The organism is Sporolactobacillus shoreae, assembly GCF_004684935.1.
Classification (GTDB): Bacteria; Bacillota; Bacilli; order Bacillales; family Sporolactobacillaceae; genus Sporolactobacillus; species Sporolactobacillus shoreae.
Genome location: NZ_SRJD01000001.1, coordinates 124,770 through 140,212, shown reverse-complemented (window position 1 = coordinate 140,212; position 15,443 = coordinate 124,770). Strand labels below are relative to the sequence as shown.

The window sequence follows — 15,443 nt, the reverse complement described above, 5'->3', positions numbered from 1 at the left end:
TAAAAAATCCCTCCTTTATCCTCACACTATTTAGTGTTGGATAAAGACAGGGATTTAGACAGCATAATTATTTCGTTTTATGGAAAAGATTACTCTTCGAGGCTTACACCCGCATAATCATGCCTGACCGTTTCACTGCAGCTCGCACAAAGCGTCGGATGATCGTGATCTTGTCCCACGGAAGGAAGAACCGACCAGCAGCGTTCACATTTTTCACCTTCAGCCGGACGAACAGCTACTGAATCCAGAGTATATTGGTCGGCCGTATCAGGGACTGTGACAGACGGGGCTTCAACGTCAACGTGTGAGACAATGAACAATTTGTCAAGTGACGGCTGTTCCTTGAGCCACTCAGTGGACTTCGTTGCAAAAATAGTAACCGCGGCCTCCAGCGATTTGCCGATCAGCTTGGCATCACGTGCTTTTTCAAGCGACTTCAGTACATCGTCACGCACGGAAAGAATGGTCTTCCATTTCTTTTTGAGTTCATCAGCGTCCGCTACTGTTTCCAGTTCTGGCATGTCGGTCAGCTGAACATATTCCGAAACTTCAGCTGCTCCCGGAATGAACTGCCAGATTTCTTCAGCTGTATGCGGGATAATCGGCGACAATAACTTGGTCAGCGCCAAAACTGTTTTGTACAGTACCGTCTGAGCCGATCGACGGACGAGACTGTCCTTAGGCTGGACATAGAGCGCGTCCTTCGCGACATCCATGTAGAAAGCGCTCAAATCAATCGAACAATAATTCTGCAGCGCTTTATAAACATTCTGGAACTGATACTCATTGTAGCCATCCAGGCATGTGTCAATCAGTTCATTCAACCGGATCAGCATATATCTTTCCAGTTCAGGCATATCTTTTACAGCAACTGCATCATTTTCCGTGAAATCATTCAGATTACCGAGCATGAACCGGACCGTGTTCCGGATCTTGCGGTAAACTTCCGCAACCTGGGCAAGGATTTCATTGGATACACGCGCATCTGCCTGATAGTCGACTGAAGCGACCCAGAGCCGGATGATGTCCGCTCCAAACTGTTTCATGACCTTCATCGGATCAATGACGTTACCTACGGACTTGCTCATTTTCAGTCCCTGGCCATCCAGTGTAAACCCATGGCTTAGAACCTGCTTATAAGGAGCGTGCCCGGTTACAGCAACAGAGGTCGCAAGAGAGGAGTTAAACCAGCCTCGATACTGATCGGAACCTTCCAGATACATGTCAGCAGGCCGTCTCAGTTCCGGTCGTGTGGTCAGGACACCCTGGTGTGACGAACCTGAATCAAACCAAACATCCATGATGTCCGTCTCTTTACGGAACACACCGTTCGGGCTGTGCTCTGATGTAAATCCTTCTGGAAGTAGATTCTTTGCTTCGCGCTGAAACCAGATGTTCGATCCATACTGGCGGAACAGTTCCGCTACGTGATGGATGGTTTCACCCGTAATAATCGGTTCCCCGTCTTCACCGTAGAAAACAGGAATCGGAACACCCCACGCACGCTGTCTGGAAATGCACCAGTCTTCGCGGTCTTTAATCATATTGGTCATCCGAAGATCGCCCCAGGATGGCGTCCATTTCACTTCATGAATCGCGTTAAGAATTTCTCCTCGGAAGGCTTTGATAGAAGCGAACCATTGTTTTGTCGCCCGCCAGATCACCGGCTTCTTCGTACGCCAGTCGTGAGGGTAGGAGTGGGTGAAAGTCCCTTTTTTCAGCAACGCATGGACTTCTTCCAGTTTATCCATAACAGGTTCATTTGCATCCGAGTAGAAAAGGCCTTCAAAACCTGGAGCTTCGTCAGTCATTAACCCTTTATCATCGACGGGGCAAAGGATGTCCAGTCCGTATTTTTTACCGACATTAAAGTCGTCTTCGCCAAATCCCGGTGCAGTATGAACACAGCCGGTACCTGCATCAAGGGTCACATGATCCCCAAGGATCACCACGGAATCACGGTCATAGAAAGGATGGCGGCAAACCACACCTTCCAGAACTTTTCCGCTGAACGTCCGAAGGGTTTGCGGGGTTTCCCATCCAAAAGTACCGGTCAGTGATTCAACAAGATCTGTCGCGACAACAAATTTCTTTTCGCCGACCTGAACCACACTGTAATCAAATTTTGGATTAACCGCGATCGCCAGGTTCGCTGGAATGGTCCAAGGTGTTGTTGTCCAAATCACGACTTCTTCATCCGGATTCAGGACATTCTTGCCGTCAGTGACATGAAAAGAAACATAAATTGAATAGGACTTAACGTCTTTATATTCGATTTCCGCTTCGGCCAGAGCAGATTCGGATGAAGGGGACCAGTAAACTGTCTTCTTATCTTTGTAGATGTACCCCTTTCTTGCCATTTCCCCGAAAACTTCAATCTGTTCCGCTTCAAATTCTTTGTTCAGTGTCAGATATGGATGATCCCAGTCTCCGCGAACACCAAGACGCTTGAATTGCTCTTTTTGATGTTCCACCTGTCCGAGCGCATATTCTTTGCACTTTTCGCGAAGTTCTGCAATCGACATCTTTTTTCGGTCAATACCTTGCTTTGCAAGCTGCTGCTCGATCGGCAGTCCGTGCGTATCCCAGCCCGGCACATAAGGCGTCTGAAATCCAGTCATTGATTTGAAACGGTTGATTATATCCTTCAAGACTTTATTTTCAGCGTGCCCGATATGAATGTTTCCATTCGCATAGGGCGGTCCGTCATGAAGAATAAACTGCGGTTTTTCCGCATTATGTTCCAGCGATTGCTTATACAGATGTTCATCATCCCACTTTTTCTGCATCAACGGTTCTTTGTTTGGCAGACTGCCCCGCATCTTGAATGCTGTTTTCGGCATCAGTAATGTTTGTTTGTAGTCCAAAGCCTTAACGCCTCCATTTTTTTCTTATTCCTCTGTATCAAAAAGGTCCTTCCATCCCAAAGGGACGGAAGGACCGCGGTACCACCCTAATAACAGATAAAATCTGTCACTCAGAAAATCCTTAACGCGGATCATACGCCATGCCTTACTCATCAAAATTTTTCAGGCACAAACTCAGGGGTGATCTTCTTCATTGCTGAAAACGCCGGGCTCACACCATTCCCCGGTTCGCTTGGTTTCGCCGCCATGAATACTCTCCCCGTCAGCGCTTATTCTCATGTTTTCCGCCTGTTTCAATCCAGGCAATCACTACTTCAATGTATGAACAGTATATTCAAATGCCGCACGCGCGTCAAGCCTGTGTTCTCAAAACTTCAGAGTTGGCGTCTGCAGTTTCCGCGTCACCGTCGGGATTGGATGATAGGCTCTTCCAGTCATCACTCTTTAAAAGTTCCAGCTGAGCTTCGATCAGCATCTGAAAACGAGTCCGGTAAACATTGGCTTCTTTTTTCAATTCCTCAATGTTCAATGTGACCTTTCGTGATTTTTCAAGCGCCTCGTTGATAATCCGATCAGCATTTTTCTTTGCTTCCATGACAATCAGCTTGGCTTCTTTATTCGCACTATTCTTAACTTCCTCCGCAGTCTCCTGCGCCACCAGAATGCTTTTGTTGAGTGTCGTCTCGATATTGGAAAAATGGCTTAGTTTTTCCCCGGAATTTTTAACTTGCTGTTCGAGATCCTTCTTTTCTCTGATCAGCGCTTCATAATCCTTGATAATCTGATCAAGAAAATCATTGACTTCATCTTCATCATACCCGCGAAAACCACGGGAGAACTCTTTATTATGAATATCCAATGGTGTTAATGGCAATCCGATACACCTCCAAGTCAATACATGAAACTAAATTTTCTGTTTAATACAGTTTACCATATTGCAACCGAATTTTGTTCTTTTTTGTCAGGCCTTCAACGGATATTATTTTGCTTCTGCCATGACCGCGCAGCGAGAGGACGTCCCCCTCACCCAGTTCAAAATCCTTTTTCTCTGTAAGCTGCCAGTTGACCCTGGCCATTTTTCTTTCGATAAGCTCAGCAACCCTGGATCTGGGCAGATGATAAATTTCAGAAAGTACGGTGTCCAGCCTGAGAGAAGAGACTGTTCCGCCGGACTCCTCCCATTTTTCTTCGTTATGTATCAGCCGGTTCTGCTCAATTGGCTTGCAAGAGACATCCGTTCTTCCGACAGAGGTGAGATTCATCGCCAGATAGGGCTCTATATCCTTTGAACAAATAAACTGAGCATGCGAATCTGTGACAATAAGGTCACCTATCTTTCCTCGGATAACGCCTGTTCCGATCAATGCGCCCAAGAGTTCGGAATGAGACAGAGAGACAAATTTCGCGGGAAATTCAACTTCAACGTAAGACAGTTCAAAGGCATCTTCACTCTCCGGCGAGTAGGGCGGTAAAAGCAGAGCTCTTTTTCTCTCTGCCCCGTTATAACCGCCAGAAAAGGAGACACTGACTTCATCATTTTTTCCGATCACAGACTTAAGGATCCGCTGCTGGCGCGGATCCAAAAAATCTGTCAGTCTGGCAGCGTACCTTCTCGATACCTGCTCCTTCCAGTCAAGAAACTGATCGATCAATGGTTTCTCTTCGGGACGAAAGTGTTCATATACAGACATGGTCACTCACCCGAATATCGCGGCAATACTGAAGATTCCGACCTGGGCAAACCAAAGAGCAAGAAACGCAATCATCGGAGAAATATCAATCACACCGCCAATTGGAGGAATGATTCTCCTGAAGGGTGCCAGAAAGGGTTCGCAAACCCTTGCAAAAAGAGCACCGACCGATGAGTTCGCCAAATTAGGCAACCACGACATTAATATATAGATGAACAAAATCCATTTATAGATATTTAATGCTTCAGATAAGATTGTCGCAATCCAGAACAACACTATACTCACTAAATTCACCTCATTGTCACTTCAGTTATCATGCCTGGTCGTCCATTTTCCATCCGCTGATCATGCCCGAAATATCAACGGACTCAGGTGCAAACAAAAAAGTATCATTACTGATTTTGCGGATTTGCCCATTGAGAGCAAAAGTCGTCCCGCTCATAAAGTCGAGGATCCGCCGGCCATCGGCTTTTGTGACGCTCTGAAGGCTGCAGATTACAGTTCTCTTGCCCTTGAGATGAGCAACAATACCCTCTACTTCATCAAATGACTTGGGTTCCACCAATATCATTTTCTCCTGCTGCCGGATATTTTGAAAGGCGACCAGCTTTCCATTTTTTCCAGCCAACTGATTTTCCTGTACGGCTGGTTTGCTTTCGTCAGACCTGTAATGTGATGAGTGCTCTTCCTCCATCGGATCAACTGTTTCTTCGAGATCAAAAAAACGTCTGATTGTCGATTTAAGGCCCATTTTCTTAGCTCCCCTTCAATTCATTTCCAACAAGAGCAGTTCCTATTCTGACGAACGTAGCACCTTCTTCAACAGCTATCGGGTAATCATGTGACATACCCATAGACAGCTCCGTACAGGGTGCATAATCAAGATTTCTGTCGCGTATTTTATCCCGGCAATATCTTAATCGTCGGAATACTTCACGTATTAACGCACGATCTTCCGTGTTCGGTGCCATCGTCATCAGGCCGACAATCCTGATGTGCTCAAATTCTTCCAGTTTATCAATGAATTCGTTCAGTTCGTCCTCTTTAATGCCGTGTTTCGTTTCTTCACCTGAAATATTCATTTCAATAAAACATTTCAGCTGACCGGTTTCTTTCCTCTTATTAATTTCTTCAGCAAGCTTCAGACGATCGAGCGCGTGAAAGTAATCAATTCGGTCAACAACGTCTTTAACCTTACGGGTCTGAAGCGTGCCAATCAGATGCCAGGTTATCCGGTGATCCTGGATCGCCCGCTGCTTTTCAAGCAAACCTTCCTTCCTGTTCTCCGCCAGATTAAAAAGGCCGCTTTCCACCGCTTCCCGAACCCTCTCATCACTCACATATTTGGTGACCGCAATCACCGATACATCTTCACGCCTGCGTCCGGATTTCTCGCACGCCATTTGAATAGTTTCATTTACTTTTTTAAAATTTTCCGCTACTGTCAATGCTTAACTTTCTCCTTCGTCCTTTATACCGATAAAACCCATCATCCGTCCTGTCACCCCGTGATCCCTCCGGAAAGAGTAGAAAAGATCCGGAAAAGCATAAGTTGTATATTTTGTAACAAAAACCTGTTTTTCCGGAATTCCTGAGTGAATCAGAACGGCACGGTTGAGTTCCTGCAAATCAAGTAAATAATGGCCTGACCCATGCGGGTGTACTGCTGCAGACCAAATCGCAGGATCCAAACACCGGACCTTATCAAACACTTTCTGATCCACTTCGTAATCCTGAGCGCCGATGGCTGGTCCGATCACAGCACTAATGGCTTCTGGCTCAATCTGAAGTTCGCGGCTGAGCCTATCGACCATTTTTCCGGCTCCAAGACCGACACTTCCCCTCCAGCCTGCGTGAAAAATGCCGACAGCAACCGGTTTCAGACAATAAAAGTAAATCGGAACGCAATCTGCGAAACAGAGCGAGAGGAGCAGATCTGTTTCAGTCGTAAAAAGACCGTCCACATTTCGAACCACCGTCTCCATACTGTCAGCTCCGGCACCTGCCATCTCTGGAGTTGCCCGGGCAATATTTGTGCCATGAACCTGTTCGGCACAGACCCAACTGTTCAGTGGGAAACCAATTTGTCCGGCTAAAATCCTGCGATTCTTCACCACACGTCCGGATTCGTCTTTTACATGAAGCCCCATATTTAGTGAGGAGAAAGGGCCAGTACTTGTCCCTCCTCTTCTGAGCGAAAAACCTGCAACAATCCGTCCCGTTTCGAAGACAACAGGTTGCCTGAGCAGTGCCACATCACTAACCAGGGAAAAGGGCTCACTCAATATTTTCACCCTCCATCATCTGACAAAACGCAGCCTATTCATTGTATATTTTAACATACACATCAATAAGAAGTGTAATTTTTTGTCATTCCTTTTCCCGAACAGGCGCATCAGGATCATTATAGAAACGGACCAGAATGACATCGGCTCCTATTCTGACGATATTACTCCATGGCACAACTACGTCATTGTCTCTCCCGAACAAACCAAGCACACGTCCCGCTCCGGGAATGATAAGATTCTCAATTTTCCCCGATGAAAGATTGACATCGAGATCACCAATATGGCCAAGACGCTTTCCATTTTCCACATTCACAACTTCCTTGGTCTGAAAATCAGATATTCTGGGCATTGCTCTTCCCCCTTTTCGTTAATAAAATATATATGGGGAACAGAAATGATTGAGAAGTGAAAAATATTGTTTCTGAAAGCCAATTGTATAAAGCGCATTTGACAAAGCCAACACTCTGGCACAAACTGTAACTTCGTTGTGGACTGCTTAACCTTTTATCCATTAATCCCTTAAATTTCATACTTAAAGTGAAAAAATGCTTGCCGAAGCAAGCATTTTATGGTCCAATATCCTGATTCATTTCTTTTATTGCCATCTTTTCAAGCCTGGAAACCTGCGCCTGTGAGATGCCGATTTCCTGAGCTACTTCCATTTGCGTCTTGCCGTAGAAAAAACGCATGGCCACAATTCTCTTTTCCCGATCATGCAGCTTACTCATCGCTTCTTTCAGAGCGATATTATCAACCCACTCTTTGTCCCGGTGCTTTTCATCACTGATCTGATCCATGATAAAAATCGGGTCTCCGCCATCACTGTAAATGGGTTCAAACAGCGAGACAGGATCCTGAATCGCGTCCATCGCAAAAACAACATCTTCCACAGGAAGGTCAAGGATTTTTGCGAGCTCAGCGGATGTGGGCTCTTTGGAGTGTTTCGCTACGTAGCGCTCTTTTGCCTGCAATGCTTTATAGGCCATGTCACGCAGTGAACGCGATACCCGAATTGGATTATTGTCTCTTAAATATCGTCTGATCTCCCCAATGATCATGGGGACCGCATAAGTGGAAAATCTGACATTTTGGCTCAAATCAAAATTATCAATTGATTTCATTAATCCGATACAGCCGACCTGAAATAAATCGTCTACAGATTCGCTTCGATGATTGAACCTCTGAATCACGCTGAGCACCAGCCGGAGATTCCCGTTAACCAAAATTTCTCTGGCTTCTTTTTTCCCCGACTGTAATTCTGCAAATAACTTACGCATCTCTGCATTGGTCAGTACAGGAAGTTTAGACGTATCGACCCCGCAGATTTCAACTTTATGCCGTGCCATGAAGGACAACCTCCCAGTGCCTGACTGCTTGAATGAGGGCGAAAATTTAACGGCAATCTTCCGGATTTTTAACCCGGAATACCGGAGTTTCGTTTTCTCCCTGTCATAAGGTCAAGTATCTCCTGAGGAAGTCATTTTATGCATCGAGTTTTCTGCAGACGCTCCGATCAGATCATTAAGCCATTTTGCTGAATTCCTTTTTAAGCCTTTTAATAATTCTTTTTTCAAGTCGGGAAATATAGGACTGGGAAATGCCAAGCTGATCGGCGACATCTTTCTGTGTTTTCTCTTTCCCGCCTTCTAGGCCAAAGCGAAGCGTCATGATCTCCTTTTCCCTGTCGCTGAGCATCAGCATAGCATTCTTGAGAAGCGTGTGATCTACTTTTCGCTCCATATCCGATGTTGTTATATCGTTTGCTGTGCCCAGAACATCGGAGAGAAGCAATTCGTTGCCATCCCAGTCAACATTCAATGGTTCATCCAGTGAGACCTCTGAACGTGTCCGGTTATTTCGTCTCAGATACATCAGAATCTCATTTTCAATGCATCTCGAAGCATAGGTAGCCAATTTGATTTTTTTTTCGGGATTGAACGTATTGACCGCCTTGATCAGGCCGATGGTTCCGATGCTGATCAGGTCTTCAATGTTAATCCGCGTATTGTCGAACTTTCTGGCAATATAAACCACAAGCCGCAGGTTGCGTTCAATCAAAGTAGCCCTTACTTTCTCATCACCTGAGGGAAGCTTTTTCATCAGCTCCGCTTCTTCTTCTTTGGTCAAAGGTGACGGCAGGCCGTCGCTCCCTCCGATATAATAGATTTCTTCAGGACGAATATGCAGTTTAACAAGAATCTTGTGCCAAACTTCAGCAAGAAAGAATTTCATGCTGATTCCCTCCCTCTTATACGATTTTTCTGATCAGGACGCTGGTTCTATCGTTTTTCCATTGAGCAGCATGTCCGGATGAAGAATACTGCTGAAATCTCCGGACGCGCTCAACTTCTGTGCCGTCAAAGCAATAAGAGTCCTTCTGCATTCGACCGTCCGGCCTTCGTGGGTGATCAGCACCTGATCCGGCCTGAACGCAATGATATAGCGCGTTGTTCCGTCCACAGAACTATAAGGCACCCATGTAATCCTGCTCTCCCATTCACCCGGAAGATCCGGAGATACCTGAAACGGATCATTCATTTCTGCCATCTGAATCAAAGCTGCGGGAACCTTATCTCCGCAGGCTTCCCTGCTGAGAAACATGACCGGAAGCCTGGTCAGGGGATCATAAAGCTTATTGCCACTGTCAATCAGCGCTCTTGAACGAATGGTCTGATTAAATATCATGACCGTTATTTCTGCTCCGGTAGAGTCCGCCCATTTGCGAACCGCTGTCTGTTCCATTCTCTTTTTGGAAAAGAGCCACAGCGCGGGAAAACCCAGAACAACAAAAATCCAACTGATCGGATCGCCGAAATTCATCGTATTGAAAAATCGGCTGTCTGCATAAACTGTACCGTTCTGAAAGAAATAATGGAGTGCGAAGAGGCCTCCACCAATGGCAAAAGCTGAAAAATAAAAAGCAGCGAGATTCTGAAGAAAGACGGACAGTCTGCCATAGCCAAAAGTGATAAAAATAATCAAAACGGAGAAGAGAAATTTACCGAGCGGATGTGTTACTAGAATGGCAAAAGGTGTGAAAAGGATCAGAACGACAGAAGATGCCATCAACGCACCAAATAGGAGACGCATCCTGTACACCCTGCGTTTAAGCATGAGAGCAGTGAGTTTCAGCAGACAGGCATCGATCAGTAAGTTAAGCAGCCAGACTGCGTCAAGATAAAGTACCACTATCCCACCTTCTTCCTCGCGTGTTTAGGATTAGTATACGGGCCTTATCTGTGAAAGTCTGTCGCTCTGTGACCGGATTTTTTCTGTTATTTTGACACTTTTTGTTTGGCTTTGTTAAACTTGCCTTTTGTTTAAGAAGGACCATGATCTGATCTTAGAAAGTCGAAAATAAATAAAGAGGCAGGAACTCCGGATGAATATCATCCCTGTCCCTGCCTCTAAGTTGAGCGGATCGTTAATGACGTGGATCTTTCGAAAAAAAGGAAAACATTATTGATTCCTTTGATGACGGTTGCGCAAAAATGTCGGAACGTCCAGTGTGTCCTCGTCCTCGATAATCCCATGGGGCCGACGTGCAGTCTGATCCGGATGCTTCAGCCCGTCCTCACGCCGAAAATTCTGGGGCTTCTTTTTCAAAACCTCGTTCTCTTCCGGTACAGGCCTTCGTCTGATCAAACTGTCGGATTCCGGAGCCTTCTGCGGCTCTTTTTCTTCCGAAAGAAAACCTGTCGCAATGACAGTAACAACGATCTCATCTTCCATTTCTTCGCGGATCACGGAACCGAAAATCATATTGACATCTTCATCAGCTGCGGTTGCGACAATGTCAGCAGCTTCATTTACTTCATAAAGGCTCAGATTATTGCCGCCCGTAATGTTCATTAGGACACCCTTGGCGCCGTCAATGGATTTTTCTAGAAGAGGACTGGAAATCGCCTTTTTCGCAGCTTCAGCCGCGCGATTTTCACCCGAAGCGATACCAATAGCCATCAGAGCTGAACCGCCTTCGGTCATAATCGTTTTTACATCGGCAAAATCCAGGTTGATCAGACCAGGTACAGCGATCAGATCTGAAATACCCTGAACACCTTGCCGCAATACATTGTCGGCTTCCCTGAAAGCATCCAGCATCGGGGTATTTTTATCAACGATTTCGAGTAATCGGTCATTTGGAATGACAATCAATGTATCAACTTTTTCCTTCAGGTTTGCTATTCCAAATTGTGCCTGTTTCGCACGCTTTCTTCCTTCAAAAGTAAAAGGACGCGTAACCACGCCGACTGTCAAAGCGCCGACATCTTTGGCAATCTCCGCAATGACAGGCGCAGCTCCGGTTCCTGTTCCGCCACCCATTCCGGCGGTCACAAATACCATATCGGCACCCTTCAGAATTTCTTCAACCTGGTCCCTGCTTTCCTCAGCCGCCTTTTTACCAACATCAGGGTTGGCACCGGCACCGAGTCCCCGGGTGAGTTTCTCTCCAAGCTGAAGTTTCGTAGCGGCTTTAGAAAATTTCAACGCCTGGGCGTCCGTGTTGGCACAAACAAATTCAACACCCTGAATACCACTCTCAATCATTCTGTTAACGGCGTTATTGCCGCCACCGCCGACACCAATGACTTTAATTTTTGCAAGGTGCTCTGTTTCCACGTCACTATCGTACATTCTCATTTCCTCCCATTCAGAGGTCAAATTTTCGCCGCAGCAATTTGCCTGTATCTTATTAAGAAAACTTGGTGAAGCCAAGCTTCTGGCGCCGGCTGAGCCTAAGTTGTGACGGCCAAGGATGGCCTAACACCGAACAAGCCATAGGACATGGCGTTCTCAGTTCGTCCCTTTACACTATTTCTTTAACTCTTTTATTCTTTCTTATTGTGTAAAACAAATGATTAACGTCAGTCAAAGAACATATTGAACCAGCTTTTTACTTTCGAAGTCATGCTCTCATGTTCCTTGCCGCCTGTTTTTTTCACCTTGTGCTGCTTCGGCTGAGGTTCAAACCGATCAGAAGAGATTGCCGCTGCAACCTCCTTACCCTGAATCTTCACATTGTGATAGGCAAATTGTATCAGTCCGATACACGCGGTGAATTTGGGTTCACGCACACCAATATAGTCGGGAACTGCGATCCGCACGTTGGCATCGAGCTTCTGAACAGCGAGATCAAGTACACCTGGCATGGCAGTTACGCCGCCGGTCAGAACGAAACCGCCCGGCAGATCGTAAACACCAATGCGCTGCAGTTCTTCACGGACAATATCAAACAGTTCCCCAATGCGCGCCTCAATGATCTCCGCAAGAGTTTCCTGATTAAGCGTCTGTTTTTTGGCGCTGCCAATCTGAGAAGCTGTAAAGGTATCTTCAGGGGATGCGGCTTTAACGACCGCAGCCCCATGCTTAATCTTCAATTGTTCAGCCTCATCCATAGGAACACGTTGAATAATTGAAATATCTTTTGTCACATGATTTCCGCCAATAGGCAATTCAAATGTGGAGAGAAGTGCCCCTTGATCAAAGACTGCCACGCTTGTCGCGCCGCCCCCGATATCAACAAGCGCGACACCCAGATTTTTTTCATCTTCAGTGAGCGCGACAGATCCGAGAGCCAGTGTCTGCAGGCAGACGTCCGAAACTTCGAGACCCGCTCGTTCAACACACCGAAGCAGGTTATGAAGAACCGTTTTCGATCCGGTGATCAGAGTTCCCTCCATCTCCAGTCTTACACCGATCATCCCACGCGGATCATGGATTTCATCCACTCCATCGACGATAAACTGCTCAGGAATCACATCAATGATTTCCCGCTCAGGGGGAATCGACATGACTTGGGCGGCATCAATGACCCGGCCGATATCCGTGTCCCCGATTTCGTGACTTTCGCTCGCTACGGCGACCACGCCATGGCACGGCCTAAGCTGAATATGATTGCCTGAAATACCGACAATGACACTCTTAATTGTCAGACCAACCATTCTTTCGGCCTGTTCAACGGCTTGCCTTATGGAGCGAACCGTCGCATCAATATCGACGATGGAACCCTTTTTAATGCCAAAGGATTCAGATTCGCCGACGCCGATCACATTTAGCGATCCTCCCGCCATTTCACCAATCAAAGTTTTAATGCTTGATGTTCCGATATCAAGACTGACAAAAACATTTTCACTATTCATTCCGCGGCACCCCCTTTAGTCTGAAAAAAGTAACAATATCTTAACTCAGGGATGTTTGATTCGGGCTATTTTGACCTACGCGACAAATGTGCAATTGAAAGATTTTTTTATTTCAACCCAGCACTTTCTGTTCCTGATCAGAGGAATACAGTACATTGTTATGTATTCTACAAAACGGAACATATCCCTTTATTGACAGAGCAATGAAACAAACAAATATAACCTTACATGTTAATATCGGCAACGCAGAAAAAAAATAAATAGATAATCAGTCTCTTTTATTCAATTAATTGATTCAAAATTTATGAAACTGCAACTAATTTATAGTCTACACCAAGATGATAGACTAGAAAAGATGCAAATGACGCGGTAACATAAAATTCTTCTACAGCAAGTTTACACTCAGACGCACCTTTCAAAAGCACGCTCAGTGATTATTGCTTTTAGGACTCTGATCAGGGACAAAGTAACTGCCGACGCTCAAATGAACCGTTCCATGTTCGCCATTCGGCAGGTTGGCAAGAATTTCCGGATAAAGTTTAATATTATCACCGAATGTCTTTGAATTTGCTACAACTCGGTTTCCATCATTCATGTAGAGAATCAGATTGTCAGGATCTGTTCCGCCATTTATGTAATGAATATCAGAAATACCATGAACAAGTGATGCCGGGATCGCAGCAAGGCCTTCTGAAACTTCCTTCAACGCGGACGGGTTTGTAAAATTGACCAGTATCGGTGCATCCGTTGGCATGAATCCTTTTTGCAGCGGGCCAAGCAATGTACCGTTTTGCAGAATAGGAAAATAAGTCCCGTTTTTTAGCAGATAAGCCTTTCTCCCATACTCCTGGATGTGAATACTCACACTATTGGGAAAAGCCTTACGAACAGACGCGTGCTGGATCGAAGGGAGTTTCTCAATTTGCTTTTCAACATTTCCAGAACCGACGTCCCAGATATGTGTTTTGTTAGAAATACCGCTCGCTCGCAGCACTTCCGAGCGGCTGACAATTTGCTGACCGGAAACAGAAATCCGGCTCACCCGGCTGAGAGGGGATTGAAAGTAAACAACTGCCAGAATCAGCAGAAAAAAAATGGTCGCGTAGAGTGCGAAGCGCCGGTTAGCTTTCTGTTTTCGCTCTTTTTTAAGCTGTGGTAGCCGGTCTTCAAGCGGAATGACTTTATTTCTGTCCATTATCTTCCCTCCGTACAATTTCGGCAGTGCAGCAGACCGCGCGTTGGCTTTCCGGTCAATTTCTATTGTATTTTGTTTTCCCATAAACAGCAAACCCTGTTCTGAAATCAAAACAGGGCGAAGTCTGTTTTCAGTTTATCTTGCCTGACTGCTAATGTTTAACAAAATGCCAATGGAAACGAGCATCAGAGTCAGAGAAGATCCGCCGTAACTAAGAAAGGGAAGTGTAATCCCGGTCACCGGAATCAGACCTGTCACGACCGCGATATTAATCATGACCTGAATCGCGATCATTCCGGTAATGCCCAGTGCCAGAAGTGTTCCGAAGAGATCAGGCGCTCTAATTGCGGCAAGCATGCCTCTCCACAAAAGTAGACAAAAGAGCAAAAGGACAAATGCCGCCCCGATCAGCCCCAACTCTTCGGAGATGATTGAAAAGATGAAATCGTTCTGTGCCTCCGGAAGATACTGATATTTCTGGCGGCTCTGCCCTAAACCAAAACCCATGAGCCCGCCAGGTCCTATAGCCAGCAGTGACTGGATAATCTGGAAACCGCTCCCCATCTCATCCTTCCAAGGATCGAGAAATGAGACTAACCGTTCAATCCGATATGGAGCAGAGAGAATCAGGCCAGAAGCTCCGGCAAGTCCGATCGCGCCCATGATGACAAAATGTTTGATCCGTGCTCCAGCGGCAAAAACCATGGTCAGGCAGGTCAGCACCAGCACGGTACCCGTCCCCAGATCAGGCTGGAGCATGATCAGGCCAAAGGCAAGCAGAACCGGCATTAAAGAGGGAATCAGCCCCTTCCAGAATGAAGGCAATTTCTGCTGATTCTCTGCCAGATATTTTGCCAGAAAAAAGATTAAGGCCACCTTCATAAATTCAGATGGCTGGATTGAAAAAGCGCCAATCCCGAGCCAGCTTCTTGCTCCGCCTCTGGCAAGGCCAACTCCGGGAATAAGAACCAGAATCAGCAAAAAGAAGCACAATGCGAGTCCCATCTTTATCCAAGGTTTCCAAGCTCTATAATCAATCTTCATGACGGTAAACATCATTCCAAGTCCGACGGCTGCAAAAAGCAATTGCCTTTTCAGAAAATAGAATGAATCACCGCTGAACTTGTGAGCGGCAGAAACCTCACTCGCACTATAAACCATAACCAGTCCTACCGCCAGAAGCGCCAGTGCGGTAAAAAGCAGCAGAAGATCCGGCGATTGCCGTCGCCGTACCGACATGGACAACACTCCGTTCAGACAAA

Annotated in this window: 15 protein-coding genes and 1 other annotated feature; all 15 genes read right to left on the bottom strand. The window is 46.0% G+C overall.

Annotated features, from left to right (window positions below):
• Positions 1-89: 89 nt before the first annotated feature.
• Positions 90-2,867, bottom strand: a complete 2,778-nt coding sequence (gene ileS / locus E4665_RS00635; protein WP_135346862.1) for an isoleucine--tRNA ligase — start codon at positions 2,865-2,867, stop codon at positions 90-92.
• A 57-nt stretch (positions 2,868-2,924) separates the two neighbouring features.
• Positions 2,925-3,142 (bottom strand) — a binding site (T-box leader).
• A 77-nt stretch (positions 3,143-3,219) separates the two neighbouring features.
• Positions 3,220-3,741: a DivIVA domain-containing protein gene (locus E4665_RS00630; protein ID WP_135346861.1), complete on the bottom strand. Its 522-nt coding sequence runs from the start codon at positions 3,739-3,741 to the stop codon at positions 3,220-3,222.
• 43 nt (positions 3,742-3,784) lie between these two features.
• Entirely contained in the window at positions 3,785-4,558 is a 774-nt protein-coding gene (locus E4665_RS00625) for a YlmH family RNA-binding protein (RefSeq protein ID WP_135346860.1), read from the bottom strand.
• 6 nt (positions 4,559-4,564) lie between these two features.
• Complete coding sequence (locus E4665_RS00620) at positions 4,565-4,843, bottom strand: YggT family protein (RefSeq protein WP_422067235.1); 279 nt, start codon at positions 4,841-4,843, stop codon at positions 4,565-4,567.
• A 28-nt stretch (positions 4,844-4,871) separates the two neighbouring features.
• Positions 4,872-5,309, bottom strand: coding sequence for a cell division protein SepF (locus tag E4665_RS00615; RefSeq protein ID WP_135346859.1), 438 nt, complete (start codon positions 5,307-5,309; stop codon positions 4,872-4,874).
• A 4-nt stretch (positions 5,310-5,313) separates the two neighbouring features.
• Complete coding sequence (locus tag E4665_RS00610; protein ID WP_135346858.1) at positions 5,314-6,006, bottom strand: YggS family pyridoxal phosphate-dependent enzyme; 693 nt, start codon at positions 6,004-6,006, stop codon at positions 5,314-5,316.
• A gap of 3 nt (positions 6,007-6,009) precedes the next feature.
• Positions 6,010-6,843 carry a peptidoglycan editing factor PgeF gene (gene pgeF, locus E4665_RS00605; RefSeq protein ID WP_135346857.1) on the bottom strand — a complete coding sequence of 278 codons (834 nt, stop codon included), beginning with the start codon at positions 6,841-6,843 and terminating at the stop codon, positions 6,010-6,012.
• A gap of 85 nt (positions 6,844-6,928) precedes the next feature.
• A complete protein-coding gene (locus tag E4665_RS00600; RefSeq protein WP_135346856.1) occupies positions 6,929-7,195 on the bottom strand; it encodes a YlmC/YmxH family sporulation protein in 267 nt (88 codons plus the stop codon).
• A 217-nt stretch (positions 7,196-7,412) separates the two neighbouring features.
• Positions 7,413-8,192 carry an RNA polymerase sporulation sigma factor SigG gene (sigG, locus tag E4665_RS00595; RefSeq protein ID WP_135346855.1) on the bottom strand — a complete coding sequence of 260 codons (780 nt, stop codon included), beginning with the start codon at positions 8,190-8,192 and terminating at the stop codon, positions 7,413-7,415.
• Between the two features lie 175 nt (positions 8,193-8,367).
• Complete coding sequence (gene sigE / locus E4665_RS00590; protein WP_135346854.1) at positions 8,368-9,078, bottom strand: RNA polymerase sporulation sigma factor SigE; 711 nt, start codon at positions 9,076-9,078, stop codon at positions 8,368-8,370.
• A 33-nt stretch (positions 9,079-9,111) separates the two neighbouring features.
• Entirely contained in the window at positions 9,112-10,035 is a 924-nt protein-coding gene (gene spoIIGA / locus E4665_RS00585) for a sigma-E processing peptidase SpoIIGA (protein WP_135346853.1), read from the bottom strand.
• Between the two features lie 270 nt (positions 10,036-10,305).
• Entirely contained in the window at positions 10,306-11,481 is a 1,176-nt protein-coding gene (gene ftsZ, locus E4665_RS00580; protein WP_135346852.1) for a cell division protein FtsZ, read from the bottom strand.
• 230 nt (positions 11,482-11,711) lie between these two features.
• The gene (gene ftsA / locus E4665_RS00575) at positions 11,712-12,986 is read right to left on the bottom strand and encodes a cell division protein FtsA (RefSeq protein ID WP_135346851.1); all 1,275 of its coding nucleotides are present in this window, start codon (positions 12,984-12,986) and stop codon (positions 11,712-11,714) included.
• Between the two features lie 427 nt (positions 12,987-13,413).
• Complete coding sequence (locus E4665_RS00570) at positions 13,414-14,265, bottom strand: cell division protein FtsQ/DivIB (protein WP_241654571.1); 852 nt, start codon at positions 14,263-14,265, stop codon at positions 13,414-13,416.
• A 51-nt stretch (positions 14,266-14,316) separates the two neighbouring features.
• On the bottom strand, positions 14,317-15,420 hold the full coding sequence (spoVE, locus tag E4665_RS00565; protein ID WP_135346850.1) for a stage V sporulation protein E: 1,104 nt from the start codon (positions 15,418-15,420) through the stop codon (positions 14,317-14,319).
• Positions 15,421-15,443 lie beyond the last annotated feature (23 nt).

What these genes read in the sequence shown, in the direction of transcription:
- sigG (WP_135346855.1), bottom strand. Translation starts at nt 8,192, where the DNA reads ATGGCACGGCATAAAGTTGAAATCTGCGGGGTCGATACGTCTAAACTT.
- E4665_RS00570 (WP_241654571.1), bottom strand. Translation starts at nt 14,265, where the DNA reads ATGGGAAAACAAAATACAATAGAAATTGACCGGAAAGCCAACGCGCGG.
- ftsA (WP_135346851.1), bottom strand. Translation starts at nt 12,986, where the DNA reads ATGAATAGTGAAAATGTTTTTGTCAGTCTTGATATCGGAACATCAAGC.
- sigE (WP_135346854.1), bottom strand. Translation starts at nt 9,078, where the DNA reads ATGAAATTCTTTCTTGCTGAAGTTTGGCACAAGATTCTTGTTAAACTG.
- E4665_RS00625 (WP_135346860.1), bottom strand. Translation starts at nt 4,558, where the DNA reads ATGTCTGTATATGAACACTTTCGTCCCGAAGAGAAACCATTGATCGAT.
- ftsZ (WP_135346852.1), bottom strand. Translation starts at nt 11,481, where the DNA reads ATGTACGATAGTGACGTGGAAACAGAGCACCTTGCAAAAATTAAAGTC.
- spoVE (WP_135346850.1), bottom strand. Translation starts at nt 15,420, where the DNA reads ATGTCGGTACGGCGACGGCAATCGCCGGATCTTCTGCTGCTTTTTACC.
- E4665_RS00615 (WP_135346859.1), bottom strand. Translation starts at nt 5,309, where the DNA reads ATGGGCCTTAAATCGACAATCAGACGTTTTTTTGATCTCGAAGAAACA.
- E4665_RS00600 (WP_135346856.1), bottom strand. Translation starts at nt 7,195, where the DNA reads ATGCCCAGAATATCTGATTTTCAGACCAAGGAAGTTGTGAATGTGGAA.